Genomic DNA, 15,889 nt, shown 5'->3' on the forward strand with positions numbered 1-15,889 from the left:
TTACACCTCCGCCACTTCAATATTATCAATACCTAACCGCAGCCTTTGAGCAAAATCCAGATTCGGTTGGTCCTGCTCTCTTCGCTTTTCATTGGAATCGCCTTGATATTGTCCATGATTTCCGCTGCCATCGAAGTTTTCACTGCCTGTGTTTTGTCCATCAGTTTTATTGTAGTAATTTAAATTAACATTCACGTCCTGCATCAAACTGGTTTGCACAACTTTTGACAAAGAGTCTAAATTTGTGGCCAATAGTGCTTTTGTAGCTTCATCACTGCAATTAAGTGTGACTGAAATTTTGCCTTTATTGATTAAAAATTCAACATCAATTTCTCCCAATTCCTTTGGAGTTAATTTAATATTGACTTTTTGTACTTCATTATTTATTTTCTCTACAACCATGTTGCCTATTTCTTCCGCAACCTGCTTCCATGAAGACTCTAAAGAGGGGTCTCCCACTTTAATCATAATTACGTTATCCGCTGTACTGTCCGAAGGGAGTGGTGGCAAGTCAGGTGCTGTAATAGCACCGGTGTCTACACCTTCATTTCCCTGGGAAAAAGTACCTCCATTATTTTCATCATTCATAAACATGTTTTGCTTCAAATCCGCTGTGGAATTGGAAGTGTTTTCCACCAAATTCGTAGCAACATTTTGTTTTAACAAAGCAGAGGCAGTATCCTTGCTTTCATCTTCCAAAACAGTCTGGGACGCATAAACAACCGGAGCCTTTTCTGCCAATTGCATTTTTGCCAATCCTTGTGCTATGGAAACAGTCTGCATAGATTCCAAACCTGTTCCATTTTGTACAGCGGATTCTATAAGTCCAGCTTGTCCCACCCCACCTTGCTCGTTTGCCAAAACATTGCCATCATTTTGTCCTGCGGCAGATAAACCTACCGCCTTGGCAAGCTGAACGGGGTCAAACGCCCCACCGGAATTGATTACCAACGATGCCAATTCATTCAAATTCGCCTTGTCATCCTTTGTTTCTTTGGTATCCTCCTGTACACTGCTACCCGTTTCTTTCCCTGTGCCTTGCTCCTTCTTGGTAACTTGACTGCGTCTGTCAGTCGTTTTTTGATTAGATACATTTTTTATCATGTCTTTGAAGCTATCCTCTGATTTACTGCTTTTTGATTTCATTTCAACTTTTCCTGTTTCAGGAATACTCTTATTTATTGAAACAGAACAATTATTCAAGCAATCACCCCTTAAAATCATTGGTACCTTTATCCCGAAATATCATTATATTATTTTTCTAGTAGTTTAGAAAATTTCGGTTCCATATTTTTTACTATTACTTCTTTGAAAAATCATTTCTGCATTGTTCCCAAAATCAACCTGTGCACTATATATATTTTGTGGAATCATAGAGAAAACACTTAGCCAAGCGTTGCCACTTGTTGAGCCAATAAAATAAATTAAAATGAATCATCTTAAATTATCATAGAATCCTACTGGGTTTTACTCCTATGATCTTAAATGATTCTTATTTTAACGCCTATGAAGTCAAAGAAATTTACTGTGAAGCAAAACAACTTGTATGTTTTAATTCCCAGCAAAAGGCAACTATGATAAAAAATACAACTTATAAGAGTATTTATTCATTAACATTAAAAACAAAAATTATAAATTAGAAAATAAAAATAAAACCACGCTTTTTTGCTCAAATACGCCAAGATGTGCCATTAAAGGCTAATATTACTTACATAGTAGCATAATACCCCCCATTTTTCAATAGAAAGCCCCTTCATTTAATAATTAGATTTTGAGCTTTTCTTTTGAAATTCCTTGTGTTTTTTCCCAATTTATCCTCTTTTCCCATATATGAACAAAAAGATACGCTGAAATTGTATCTCAAAAAAAAATGAGCAAAGATACTTTTTTTACCATCACTAATCAATATTGATGAATTCATTCAACAATAAAACGTTTCCCTATATCTTTTACACACAGTTTTAAACAACAAAAATCCCTTGTACCGCCCATATTTGTCCAACTTTCAATAAAAAGAATACAGAAAGATTTGACATCCTTTCTCAATCCATGTAAAATATACAGTACAGTTTATGCACTCTTAGCTCAGGGGATAGAGCGTTCGGCTCCGGACCGAAAGGCCGCAGGTTCGAATCCTGTAGAGTGCATAAAAATAAAGCCCTAGTAACTAACGTTCTAGGGCTTTTTTCTTTTCCCACAATTATGGAGTTCATTCCATCCACTTCTTTGGCGAACATATGCCCTCTTTCAACTCCAAAAACTCCTATTACCGGACATCAAGGTCTCTCTTTATTTATTGAATTTTGCAGTTTATACTATAAATAGAACATTCAAATAACTAGCCCATAGAATGGATAATTTTTTACCTATTTATGAATTGCCTCATTCAGGCATTTCAAAAATATTTTTTTAAAAAAACTCTTGACCCTAACGGAACGTCATAGACTAAAGTAATCTTATCAAGAATAAGGAGGATTACGGAAATGAGAACAGTAAAAGAAATATCAAATATAACAGGTGTGAGCGTGCGCACGCTTCATTATTATGACGAAATCGGACTTTTGACGCCCACAGATAAAAGTGAAGCGGGTTACCGGCTTTATGACGATAAAGCACTGGAAACATTACAGCAAATATTGTTTTTCCGGGAATTCGATATTTCTTTGAAAGAAATTAAAGCTGTTTTAAATAATCCAACTCTTGATAAAACCCAGATTCTACAAATGCAGAAAAAAATGCTGATAACAAAAAAAGAGCGCATGGCTCGTCTCATTGACAGCATTGATGACATTCTGAAAGGAGAAAACAAAATGAATTTTGAAATATTTAGTAAAACAGAAATTGAACAACTTTGTCAGACGACCCTTGATCATATGCCTGAACTTATGCGGCAGAGCATTATAGAAAAATTCGGCAGTATTGAACAGTGGCGCAAACATTATATAGAATGCTGCTCAAAGGAAGATATGCAAAAAGGCTATCAAAAAATGGTAGAATGGTATGGGGATAAGGACAGTGCACTAAAAGCAATGAATAATCCTCCCAACAAGGAAGTTGGCACTGCATTTGGGAAACGGATAAATGAAATCGAAAAAAGATTAAATGATCTAAAAAAATATCCAATAGACTCCTTTGAAATCAGAAAGCTCATTGGCGAATACGGATTTGTTATGAAACAATTCCTTCAGGTAAAGCATGAGGAAGGGGTTATGCTGTCTATAGCCTCCATTTATAGAGACAGCCGATCAACACAATGGCCAATGATTGACCAGAAGTATGGTGAAAACACTGCCGAATTTTTTGCTTGTGCCATCGAAAACTTTTATAAAAACGAAAATATTTCTAAAAAATAAAATTATTTTAGAGTAAATGGCATAAAAGGAACCCCGGAAACACCAACTTCACAGACATTTCCGAGGTTCCGTATGTTATTTGAACTTAATCATTGGCATCTTGTCTTATTTCCCCTCCACATTTTCAAATGTTCCCCCTGTTATTTATGTTGTTTCTGCATTCGTACGGTTTGAGGTAGATAAATTAGTATCTTAAAAACGATATAACATAAATATTTATTCAATGTCAAAGGAATTTTCGTAAACGACATTATTCTGTAGCTTCCCCTTCACTAAATAATGTCCGCTTTCAACACTTGAAAAAAGAAACAGCCCATCTTCATTGGTTTCTTGTATTTGCACTATTGTTTCATTTTCTCCTGTATCAATAAGATATAAAAATACAGCAACTTTTGAAAGGGGAATATTATCATGTGTTATCATTCCGCTAATGGTATTTTTACACTCATAGGGATTTTCAATTAAATCAAAATATAAACAAACCTGACTATATCTTTCGATTTTTAACAATAATGGCTCGGTAACTCTATAGCTTTGCTTTTGCACTACCATCTCATAATGATTCGGTATAATATTGTAGATCAAATATTGTCCATTATGATTTGACATCGTCTTATACAACGTTTTATCGCAACCTATAGATTTAAGGTATATCTCAGCATCCTCAATCGGTTCTCCACTTCCTGATTCCAATACTTTTCCGTAGATAAGTCCATTTACAAATGCCGGGCTTTTCTTTAATGAAAATATCATTTTGGTTATTTCATTTTCCTGTATAAAAACTGTTGTAATTTCCGTCGTATTATATCCCACCCCTGAAGCAATTACTTTATATTCTCCAGGCTTTATTATATTTCTGAATTTAAATATTCCTTTATCGTTGGTTATACTGCTGTACAGAGGGCTGCAATTCTCATCCAATACCATAACTGTTGCATTCTTTATGGGCCAATTCCTACAAAGAACCTTACCCGTAAAGACCGTATGATAACAAGGGGGCACCTTTTCAAGTTCCAGATTCGCCGTAACTTCTTCGCGGGACTTTATCTCAAAAGAATCGCTTTCTCCTAGGATATAAACGTCGTGAATACACATTCGTTAAACGACCTCCTCCTGCTTCGTAGATTTCACTAAATAAGTGCCTGGATTTACATTCGTAAATAGATATTTTCCGGAAACGTTGGTTCTGGTTGTCGCAACAACAGTTTCAACTTCATTTACTACCGAATATAACGCTACCCCTGCACCTCCAATTGGCACTCCCGTAGCCTGCTCTTTTATAAATCCACTAATTGTGCCCGTATTTGCTGCCGGATCGGCAATCAAGGATATTTCACTAGCAGCGAACTCCTTTGTTGAAAGCTCAATTAATGCACTTTCATTCGTATAATAACCTAACTTAGATGCAGTAACATAATACTCACCCGTGGGAATCAACCCAAATAAAAATTCACCATTATTATTTGTAGTACTGCTGATTACAAGCACAGGTTCTGGCAGTAAATTGCTATACAGACTGACCACTGCATTTTGTAATGGCGTTTCATCTTCCGTTTTTCTAATGATGCCATAAACAACATTAAGATTATTGTCCGGATCTGCAGTCAAATTAATATCAACAGAAGTTTTTTTATTCTGTTGAATTGAAATGGGGGTTGTAAGGGGCAACAAATATCCGGCTTTAATTGCCGTTACTTTATATGACCCCACAGGAAGATTGGCAATCGTAAACTGCCCATTGCCCCCTGTATTTGTGTGTTCAATGGGATTATCATTTACATCGTATACTTTTACAGTTGCACCTTCCAAACCGCTTCCACCTGAGCTTACCGTCCCTGATAAAATACCCGCAGTGGACGCAAGATTTACAGTTAAATTCAAATTTTCTGTTTTTTCCTCTCTTCCTGTCACCTCAAACGTTGGAGTATATCCAAGATTATAAAGTTCTTTAAAAGCCATCTTAACATTCCTTCTTTCTTAAATAATTTATAATTATTTTTACAGCAGTAATTTTTGTATCTACTACATTTTATTCAACCAGGCTTGTTTTGTTATTGTTTTACACATAAAAAATAAACAAGCTTAAGAAAATTTTCATTCAGTACAATAACACATAAACCTTTTATTTAATCCCATATATTGTTCAACAACATCAGTTTTTTATTATACTCTTTTCCTTTTTTAGCCTAAAAAAATTCAGGCAGACAACCTTAGTTGTCTGCCTGATAAAGCTCATTTTTTATTATAAACAATTCAATAACATCCTTCTTAATTGCTGTTATCTTTTAAATAAACTTTTGATCCCAGTAGGAATCCCCTCGACTCTGTCCTGCTAACTCCATGTCCACAAATTTCATATAGAGATAGCCTGCAATATTGGTATTCTTATCTGACAAAGCATAAGGGAAGTTGACTACCGAATTATTATATACATTCGTAAACTTAATGGTAACGGAGGTTAATGCTCTCGCGCCGGTATCTGTACTTGCAGTTTTAAAGGATATTACTTCAAGTTTTATATCATCCGCAGAGGCACCTGCTTCAAGCCCCATCTCAATTCCTTCTTTAAAGGTTGTAATATCAAGAGGTGTCAAGGCTCCCCCTTCCGCCGGAATATAAAACATAGGCTCGGAAAACGTAAGGGTAACCGTACCGTTATATGGCTTTTCAGCATAGTAAGAACCATAGTTTGTAATTGAGGTATCCGCAATCACCGTTGGGCTGGATTTATCAGCAGGGGTAATATTTATGACTTTGATAATTTGAGAATCCCCTCCGCCAACGGGACTTTTGGCAACAGCATAGAAATTATAGTATACATCTCTTTCGATATTATTAATGGTTATGGTTGCTCTTGCCAAAGTATCGCCCGAACTGATTTTGGCAGTAGCAGAACCAAAATCAATTGGTCTGTATGCAATATTTTCCTCTCTCTCCCGAATAAAATCTCCATCAATGGCAGATTCCGTCGGCATAGATTGTTTATTAAATACAATCCAATCAATCTCCGCTTCTTTATCAAGAGCAATGTCAATAATCGCAGAATCCGCCAGTCTATCTCGAATATATGCACTGTCAAGCTTTGGCGCCGCTACAGACACCGTGGTGAACTCAATCTCCTTCATAGGTGAGGTTGCAGCAGGGGTTCCCTTCAAGAAGCAATACATCACATAATTCACATTAGGGTTTAAACCTTCAATTCTAAACTCATATTCTGTTTTCCCGCTTACCACAGAGAAACTGCCGTAAACCCCATCTTGTGGTTTATATTTTCCATCCATAATCCCATCTGCCGTAGGATCTGTAACCGTCCCCTTCTTCGCAATGAGGTAATAGAAGGTTGCCTTTTTTGTAGTTTTCACAATAGGCCTTACAATGGTATCACCAACCTGGCTAGCACCACTATCATTTACAAGTTTAGGATACCCTAATTCAAATTCAGGAACAATGGTATCTGTAAAGTAAACCTTTACGTTGAAATCCTTAGGATAGTTTACGATCGTTACCTTACCCTCGGTGACCGCTTCTGCAAGCCTGTCCGTAGGATTATCGGAAACGGGACTTAATCCGGAACTGCTGCCTATCACACACTTAATTCCAAAATTAATTGTACTTTCCCAGCCCTGTCTATCCGTTTCCCCATTAATAGAAACAATTTTAATTCCATACTCCGTTTGCTTCAAATCCTTAAATTTATCATAGTCATAGATTTCACGGTTATCAAGAATTTTATCTTTTATATTTTGAAGGGAAATAGATTTATCCTTCTCAACAATAACTACGCTATCTCCGGTTGATGATGAAACCTTTGTAAAAGTGCTACTGCCTTCAGGCTTTTCATATACCTCAAAACCAACTTTTTCACTGCTTTGGAACAAAATATCATAAAAAATATTATCATTTGTTTCCGAAACCTGGGGTGTCAGCTCAAAGGACATGTCCATACTTGATGCAGAAACAGTTTCCGCAATCTCCACCATTGGTGCCACCGTATTAAAGGAAGGCAAAAGCGTTTTTTCATCCATTCTGTTTCCGGAAGTATCTGCAATTTTATTTAATTCAAACTCATAAGTATTTGCACTGTTTAAATCCAAGACTCCCGCCGGGAAAGTAACCACAGTAGCCCCGTCAACATCCTCTATAAGTACCTTTGTAAAATCAATATCAACGGCCGGTCTTCGTAAAACAGATAAATCGTAAAGGGTTATATTTTCGCCCAAATCTTCTTTATCAACGGCAGATAATTTGTTCTTTGTTGCATTATCCACAACTTCCTCACTGAATTTTATGCGAATTTCACTTCCTGCAACCACATCGCCGCTGATTGTTTCTTCAAACTCCAATGTAGCAGTAGGCGATGTAAAATCTGCTGTTTTTACATCCATATATTCAACGGTAGATATATTGTTAAAACTATCTTTTGCAACAATAAAAAGATCATAAGGGGTTTCGGCAGTCAGCTTCGTTAGACTGATTGTACCCTCCACATTTTGCTTTACTGAAATTTTTCCACTTCTCAATCCACTGTTACCCAATACAACTTGGTTTTTCGCCTCATCGGAGTCCAACGCAGGCTGTTCTGTGCTGGGGGCAACAGGCAATGGGAATGTATCACCTTTTTTACATAAAACATAATAAATTGTAGCCGCTTCATTTACCTTAACTTTTACGCCAATAGATGTATCTTTTACCTCATCCAACATGGGGTAACCGTTGGCAAAAATAGGTGCTGTTAAATCTGCTGTTTTAAATGTCACTTTTGTAATTTCCGAATCAACCAAACCATCGGTAGCCAACGCATAGAAATCATAATCGGTATACTCCTTCAAATTGTTCACCGTTAAAATCTCTTCTTCGTTTTTCTTGCATTCTTCAATCCCTTGATTGGTAGCGCCGGATACGGTCTGCGCCTTTAAACTAATCACATTTGGAGCAACACTGCCTTTGGGTAATACTGCCCAATAGGCTGTACAATTCTTGGTAACGTTCATCGCGATTTCCGCTGAAGAATTATATATGGTTCGAACGGCAGGGTAATTATCCAAGAAGTCTGGCTTTGCTTCAATGGTTATTTTTTTGATTTCCGATAAATTCTCACTTTTATCCTGAGCAACCAAATAAACATCATATTCTTCTTCAGGTTTTAATCCGGAAATTTTGATGCTCCCTGCTGTATCCGCCTTAAGATTCGACGACTTTCCATTCTTTTCGGCACCTTTTCCTTTGATTATTTGCTGTTTTGCATCATCCGAGGTTATGGCAGGAGGGGCAACGTCCACCTGTTCTTGTACAGGGAAAGTTGTACCTCCAAGGTAAACCGCATAATAAACAAAGCCCTCTTCATTTAAGCTAACACCGATTTCCGCACTGGTATTTTCAGAAGATGCGATTTTCGGGTAACCCAAGTTAAACCGGGGTGGTGTGGCATCCTTTGTAACAAACTGCATCTTTGTTACAGAAGAATCATTGGTGCCGTCAGAAAGCAAGATATAACAATCATAGTTATTTAATTCCTCCAAGCCCGTTACCGAAAGGGTATCCCCCTCATAACGTTCACAGTCTTCCACTACACCATTTTTTGTCGTTCCATAAAGCTTCTGCGATTTTAAAGACTTGCTATCCGGTGCGGGACGCCCCTTCTCATATACTGCCCAATACAAATCACAATCCTTATTGGAAACATACTCCAAGGTAGCTGTTTCATCTGAAACATCCTTTACAATGGGAAAGCCCGACAAAAATGCAGGTTTACTATTGTCCAACGTAGTAAAATAGTCGGTTCTTCTTCTACTTGTATCCTCTTTATCATCCACCAAAACCGCAGATAAAATATAATCGGTGTCTACTTCAAGTCCCGAAACTTTAGTAGTATATTCCTTATTGGACTCCACTTGTAAAGAACCATATTTTTTCACAATAGTTTCATACTTTCCGGGTTTGATAATTTCATCTTCATCCGGTCTGCCATCATCATAATAGGTAATTGCCCAATAAACAGTACCCGGTTTATTGGTTTTAAACTTCGCAACCCCATCCGTAGGACCAATATCCTCCATTTCAGGATAATCACTTAAAAACAAAGGTGTTTCAGAGGCTTCCTCCGCATCCTTGCTTGTCATATCCTTTCCGTTAATATTGGCAGTCAAGCCCGGTCTTATCTCAATTTCGTCGGGCAGCATAGAAACCTTACTGCCTGCTGCATTTGCTTTTAGGTATCCAATTTCACCTTCTCCGGATATATTAATCCCTTTATCCAAATAAAGTTCATCTACATAGGTATCCTCGTCTAAGAAAACCCTGCTATCCTCTGCTGTTTCATCAATAACCAAATTGTCAATGGTTTCATTATCCAAGTACAAATAATTTTGTGCACCCTTTACCGTAACCTGATCAAATAAACCGGATAAATGCAGCTCTGATTTTGCAGGTGCATCCATAATAACATCTTTGAACCCACCGCCTCGGCTTGCCGATTCTTCTAAATATGCATCGGTCTTAATTGTAGCTTTATCAACAATGGTATTACCGGTTAATTTTACGGATTTAATACTATTATCTGTTTCCGGCACAATAAGATTCGTAATGGTACAGTCGTCAAAGGTAATACTACTTTTCCCCCCTTGACTTTCCCCTGTTCCACTGACAATAACATCCCCCAAAACATGCACATTTTCGAATTTCGTATCCCCAAGGCCTACCCCTTCCGTAATATAAAGATCTCCTTTAATTACGGTATCACACAAGGTAACCCCTGAGGCAGAAATTGTAACATTTCCATTCTGGACACCTAACGTTTTTGTTCCTGATTGGTTCACCAGCTCTCCCACTGCATCGGAAAGTACCTTGGCTACTTCAGCTCGGGTTATATAATTTTGAGGTTTAAACGTTCCGTCTCTATAACCTGAAATAAAGCCTTTGTCTGAAGCAGTATTCACATATCCTCTGCTCCAGTTTGCAATATTTTTGCTATCCGAAAAAGAATAAGTATCCCCTGTTGTCTCTTCGATTTGCAAATTTCTTCCCAGCAAAGCAACTGCCTGTTCTCTGGTAAGTTGCCCTTTTGCATTTGCTGTATTTTTACCATCTCCCGCAAAATATCCCTCATTATATGCAGTAATAACATCATCTGCATACCATTCGGATCCCTTTATGTCTTTAAACGGGTTTTTTCCCGTTGCGTCATAACCAAAGGTTCGATTTACTATGGAAATAAATTCTGCTCTTGTAATAGGAGAATCAGGATTCATATTCCCGTTTTTGTCTCCACTTATAAGGCCTCTGTTATATAAATTTCGCATAAACGGTTCAGCCCAGTGGTTCTCAACCCCCATATTGAAAGAAGCTGCGTAGACGTTCTCCGTAGGTACAAAACATAAATCAGTCGCTGTCATAGCAGTAACTAAGGCAAAAGCCACCATTTTCTTCCATTTATTTGACAACGACCCCTTAAACTGCATCATCCTCATCCATCCTTTTCCGTCTATAATTCGTCGCTTGTATTTTAAATACGCTTGCTCTCAAGATACTTTCCTCTGCACGGAGCAAATTCAGAAACTCACATCCGTAAGAATACATATTGTAGTTTGCTTCTTCCCTGCGCAAAAGCTTAAAGTTAACCAAAATCGGCGTTTCCGTCCAACTGGTCATAAAAGAATATTCGTAATCCATATTCAATTTTTCTTCACAAACAAAGCACATGCCGCCACAACTTAAATCTCTTAGTTTAACCTCTACAGGAATTTCATTTCCATCTTCTGTATAACAAATTTTTATTATAATTTCGAAGTCAACCCTAACATCTCTATGTAATAACGGTGCTAAATTTCTTACCTCCTGCAAATGAATCTTGCCATATGAAATTTCGCTGATATCTGCATCGTAAATTTGATTAAACTTTTCTTCCACCTGAAAAACAATTTTATCTCCTATCTGAAATTGACTTAGGGTGTCCTCTTCAAACGGAATCAAAAAAGACACACCACTTCCCATAAAACTTAAATCCGCATAGTCTATCACATTGTTTTGTTCATCCATTAAAATACACTTAATTGACAATGTCTATCCCTCCAAACGATTCCTCTCCATTTATTGCTCTGCCATTCAAAACTAGCCCTGATCTGTGCCAGTCTCAGAGGTACTCGGTGAATTTGACGGTGAAAATTTAAGAAAATATACATAGATGTCAACGATTGCCTTATACAGCTCTTCCGGAACCTCTGCGCCAAGTTCAAGCCTGGATAAAATCGTTGCCAAGGATGTATCCTCATAAACGGGAACGTTGTTATCTGCGGCAAGCTCCACAATTTTCTCCGCCATATGCCCCATACCAGAAGCAACGATAATAGGTGCAACCTGATCATTGTCATATTTTAAAGCAACAGCCTTTTTGTTAATTTTATCCTTATATCTTGACATTGACAGAATTTTTCCTTTCATAGATTTTGGGAAATACTTGGGATATGCTTATAGGCGTTTTGCCTTTATCTACAGAAATAGAGTTAATGGCTAAACCATTACGCTCTAAAATTTCAGTTAGTCCGGCTTTAATTCCCTTATCTGTAGCAAGAACTTTTTCCGGACAGAACAATTGCATATCAATTTTCCCTTTATTATGCAGTATGATTAAGTCAAAAAAACCCACGTCTTTAATATCGAACTTAATCAACAGTTTTGTTTTTCTTTCTTCTTCCCCACTCTTCCCCTCCTCATCGTCAGGATCGATCCAAAGTTCGGAATACATCATATTCCCATCAATATTCATGGGAAGCGACATGTGCAGTAATGGCATATACACGCTTTCGTTTAAAAGCATAGATGATAAAATACCCTTAAACATGTCAATATTCTCGTAGCCGGCCTCTCCTCTAATGCCTCTTTCTAAAATGTTAATCAGACTTTGATTGGACTGACTCCCTTGGGATTTTTCCGTATGAATTTGAATTAATACATCGGCAAATGTTTTGGAATCAATATTACCAAGCTTTTCTTTTATTACATTATAATGCATTATTTCCTCAAATGCATCAATAAATCCATTTTTATTTGCATTTTCGTAACGGGCAATATTCAGAGTAAGAGATGAAATCAAATCTCGAACCCGACCAAAATCATTTGTATATTTAATATATTTTGATAAGAAAGGAATAATTTCTTTTTTCAAAATTTCCGTGTTTTTTGTTGTATCTCCCGATTTCGCATTTTCATTAAGAAGTTTAGTCAGTTCAAGCATCTGCTCTGCATAACTTTTGGGAAGACTTTTAGATAAGTTGGAAATATCTATTAAAATATTATTCAAAATATGGTTGCTTGCAGAAAAATCATTGTATTTTTTCAGCAAATCCAAAATTTTAGAATTCAGTTCAGAAGAATTAGACTGAAAAAGAGCATCTCTTAAAAAGTCAAAAAAAGCCCCTCCAAATTTTGTAACTCCTCCTGCTTGATTTTTCAAATAGCCTTCCAACTCTTCCGGAGAAAGTTTAATCATTTCCAGAAACTTAGAAATTTCCTGAGCAAAATTTTCATTAATCCCAGAATTCACCAAATTCCCCATTTTTGCAAACATCAGATCACCCATAAGTTCCGTTGTTGACGGCGTTCCTTTTAAGACTTTTAGGAACCCTTCGTAATTTGAATTCTGATATTCCACAAAATTATTTTGCTGATAATCCGTATTAGAAGATTTGCTATCAGGTCTTGTAACTTTATTCACATCTGTTATATTATTTATATTAGGATCATTCGTCGAGATCGGATTTGTTCTCGAAGTATTATCATATCCAGAAACGGGGGTTGAAACTTTTATAATGTTCGACATAATTTCACATCCTTTCCATTGAAATATTATTATTTTCCTCTTTTTGTCGAATTAAATTTATAGTATAATTAACCAAATGGTGTAAATAGTGATGTAACATATTCTTTTCTAAGGTGGTGCTCATAAATGAACAACGGCATGGATAGTATGATTGATATGTATCTCTTCGAAACAAATTCCTTACTTGAGCAGTTGGAAAATATCATGCTCGAGGCGGAAAAAGCAAAGGCCTTTACGTCTGAAGATATTGACGAAATTTTCCGTATTATGCATACAATTAAAGGTTCTTCTGCAATGATGGAATTCGATTCGATTTCTAAAATCGCACATAGAATCGAAGATCTTTTCTTCATCTTCAGACAAAATAACACAACTGATACCTTTTCCGATGCTATGCGCAAAGAGCTTTTTAACTTAATTTTTAAAACAAACGACTTTATGCGTACAGAAGTAGCAAAAATCGAGCAAAATGAACCTATCTCTGATAATATCGACAATTTCATAAATGATATTAATACTTTTATTGAAAAATTGGATGCTGGTGAAGCAAGCCCCTTGGAAACCGCCGAAAGCAAAAAATCTGACGATAAAAATACCGTAGCACAAAGCAATGCTTCATTGCAATCCATTCCTGCCACTACTTCGCCATACATCATTAAAATTCTTTTTGATGATGGTTGCGGAATGGAGCACTTACGGGCTTTTATGGTAAAAAGTGCAATTGCCGATCATATTGGAAATAACTTTAAGTTTTTTCCTGAAGATGTGGAAACCAATTCCGAAACTTGTAACTATATTATAGACAACGGTTTTTTCATTTTTCTTGATGATGAAACTCAAGTGGATCCCACTGTGACTGCAATTAAAAGCTCACTCAACATTGCCTCTTTCGAGATTATACCGAATCCCGCTGCTGAAGAAACGCAGCACAAAGAGGCGGAATCCGTTGCAACTGCAACCGAAACTGCGGCTGGCAACACAACAAACCAAAGCAAGCCAAGCAAAAAAAGCAATCATGCTTCCCCTGCACCTCAACAGGCTAAACAAAGTATTATCAGCGTGAATTTGTCAAAATTGGACAATCTTATGGCTATTGTAGGTGAAATCGTTATTACCGAATCCATGGTAACCTCATCTCCTGATTTGAAGGGTCTTAAGCTTGATAATTTTACAAAATCCACCAGACAATTAAGAAAATTAACCGATGAACTGCAGGACATTGCCATGTCTATGCGTATGGTTCCCATTTCCGGTGTATTTAATAAGATGAACCGTATTGTGCGTGATATGGGTCAGAACTTAAATAAAGATGTACGTCTCACCATCATCGGCGAAAATACAGAATTAGACAAAACAATTGTAGACAGCATCAACGACCCCTTAATCCATATTGTAAGAAATGCAATGGATCATGGAATCGAAGAAAATAGCCAAGACCGTATTGCCGCCGGCAAAGATTCTCAAGGGGAAATTACTCTGGAAGCAAAACATACCGGCAGTGATATCATCATCACAATTTCTGATGACGGCGCAGGTGTAAATGCTGATAAGGTGCTGGAAAAGGCAAAACGCAACGGAATTTTGACAAAGCCGGAAAATGAATATACAAAACGAGAAATTCTCGCTCTGCTCCTTGCTCCAGGATTTTCCACAAACGAAACCGTTACCGAATACTCCGGACGTGGTGTGGGAATGGATGTAGTAAAGCAGAACATCGAAAAGGTGGGCGGTATTGTTTTTATCGAAAGCGAACTGGGTCAAGGCACTTGTATCACACTGAAAATACCTTTGACCTTGGCTATTGTGGATGGCATGGAAATTTCCGTGGGTAAATCCACATTTACCATCCCAATTACCAATATCAGGCAATCCTTCAAGTGTAGCCGTGAAGAAGTTATTTATGACTCTTTGGGTAACGAACTGATTGAACGTATGGGAGACTATTATCCCATCGTTAGGCTGCATAACCTCTATAATATAGAAACAGAAATTACCGATATTGAAGAAGGTATTTTGGTATGGGTTGAAGCCAGCGATAAATCCTATTGCCTGTTTGTGGATAAATTCATTGGTGAACAACAGGTTGTTGTAAAACCTTTGCCTCCTTACCTGAATAGCTTTAATATTAAAAACTCAGGGGTCGCAGGATGTACAATTCTAGGCGATGGAAATATCAGTATTATCCTTGATGCACTTAGCCTTCATACAGCATTCATGAATTCGTTATAAGGGGGAATGTTACAATGAAAACAGAAAATAATAATGTAATGATGGATGAGGAATATAATTTAGCAGACGCAGAAGAAATCATAAATAAATATCTCACGTTTATTTCTGCCGATTTGGTTTATGGAATTCCCATCGAAAACGTAGTTGAAATTATTACAAGCCCCAGTATTACAGCTCTGCCCATGGTTCCGCCATATGTTTTGGGTGTGATTAACCTAAGAGGTCAGATTGTGCCCATCATTGACATTCGTCAAATAATGGATAAACCGGCAAATGAAAATAATTCTATTTTATGTGTTATTATTTTAGAAATTGACTCAATCTCTATTGGTGTTTTGGTAGATACCGTTTTACAGGTAATCAATATGCCCAACAAAATTTCTGCGCCTCCTTCTAAAAATAATCTTTCCTTTATTAATGGAATGACAAATTTGAATGACGGCAGTGTTATGTACTCTTTGGATTGTGATTTATTGATTAGCAATAAATAAGG

General features: G+C 37.0%; 10 protein-coding genes and 1 tRNA gene. 4 read left to right on the forward strand and 7 right to left on the reverse strand.

The window, feature by feature from the left end; translation table 11 throughout:
* The gene (locus P9Q65_RS05470) at positions 1 to 1,203 is read right to left on the reverse strand and encodes a flagellar hook-length control protein FliK (protein ID WP_304508365.1); all 1,203 of its coding nucleotides are present in this window, start codon (positions 1,201 to 1,203) and stop codon (positions 1 to 3) included.
* Positions 1,204 to 2,074: 871 nt separating this feature from the next.
* Between P9Q65_RS05470 and P9Q65_RS05475 the strand changes: the two genes are divergently transcribed.
* Positions 2,075 to 2,147 (forward strand) — tRNA-Arg (locus P9Q65_RS05475).
* 336 nt (positions 2,148 to 2,483) lie between these two features.
* A complete protein-coding gene (locus P9Q65_RS05480; RefSeq protein WP_304508366.1) occupies positions 2,484 to 3,353 on the forward strand; it encodes a MerR family transcriptional regulator in 870 nt (289 codons plus the stop codon).
* 216 nt (positions 3,354 to 3,569) lie between these two features.
* Here P9Q65_RS05480 and P9Q65_RS05485 read toward each other — a convergent pair whose 3' ends face one another.
* The 6 genes from P9Q65_RS05485 to P9Q65_RS05510 form a co-directional block, all read right to left on the reverse strand.
* Complete coding sequence (locus tag P9Q65_RS05485) at positions 3,570 to 4,448, reverse strand: carboxypeptidase regulatory-like domain-containing protein (protein ID WP_304508367.1); 879 nt, start codon at positions 4,446 to 4,448, stop codon at positions 3,570 to 3,572.
* A gap of 3 nt (positions 4,449 to 4,451) precedes the next feature.
* Complete coding sequence (locus tag P9Q65_RS05490; RefSeq protein WP_304508368.1) at positions 4,452 to 5,312, reverse strand: MSCRAMM family protein; 861 nt, start codon at positions 5,310 to 5,312, stop codon at positions 4,452 to 4,454.
* Between the two features lie 326 nt (positions 5,313 to 5,638).
* A complete protein-coding gene (locus P9Q65_RS05495; RefSeq protein ID WP_304508369.1) occupies positions 5,639 to 10,813 on the reverse strand; it encodes an S-layer homology domain-containing protein in 5,175 nt (1,724 codons plus the stop codon).
* Entirely contained in the window at positions 10,800 to 11,408 is a 609-nt protein-coding gene (locus tag P9Q65_RS05500) for a PilZ domain-containing protein (protein WP_304508370.1), read from the reverse strand. Before P9Q65_RS05500 ends, P9Q65_RS05495 begins: the two co-directional genes overlap by 14 nt.
* A 51-nt stretch (positions 11,409 to 11,459) precedes the next feature.
* Positions 11,460 to 11,768 (reverse strand): EscU/YscU/HrcU family type III secretion system export apparatus switch protein, encoded by a 309-nt coding sequence (locus P9Q65_RS05505; protein WP_304508371.1) that lies wholly within the window; start codon positions 11,766 to 11,768, stop codon positions 11,460 to 11,462.
* Complete coding sequence (locus P9Q65_RS05510) at positions 11,755 to 13,167, reverse strand: hypothetical protein (protein WP_304508372.1); 1,413 nt, start codon at positions 13,165 to 13,167, stop codon at positions 11,755 to 11,757. The genes P9Q65_RS05505 and P9Q65_RS05510 overlap by 14 nt, the downstream gene beginning before the upstream one ends.
* Positions 13,168 to 13,293: 126 nt before the next feature.
* Here P9Q65_RS05510 and P9Q65_RS05515 point away from each other — a divergent pair, with 126 nt between their 5' ends.
* Both P9Q65_RS05515 and P9Q65_RS05520 read left to right on the forward strand, forming a co-directional pair.
* Entirely contained in the window at positions 13,294 to 15,396 is a 2,103-nt protein-coding gene (locus P9Q65_RS05515; protein WP_304508373.1) for a chemotaxis protein CheA, read from the forward strand.
* A gap of 14 nt (positions 15,397 to 15,410) precedes the next feature.
* Positions 15,411 to 15,887 (forward strand): chemotaxis protein CheW, encoded by a 477-nt coding sequence (locus tag P9Q65_RS05520; protein WP_304508374.1) that lies wholly within the window; start codon positions 15,411 to 15,413, stop codon positions 15,885 to 15,887.
* Positions 15,888 to 15,889: the final 2 nt, after the last annotated feature.

The organism is Anaerotignum sp. (assembly GCF_030625865.1).
Classification (GTDB): Bacteria; Bacillota; Clostridia; order Lachnospirales; family Anaerotignaceae; genus Chakrabartyella.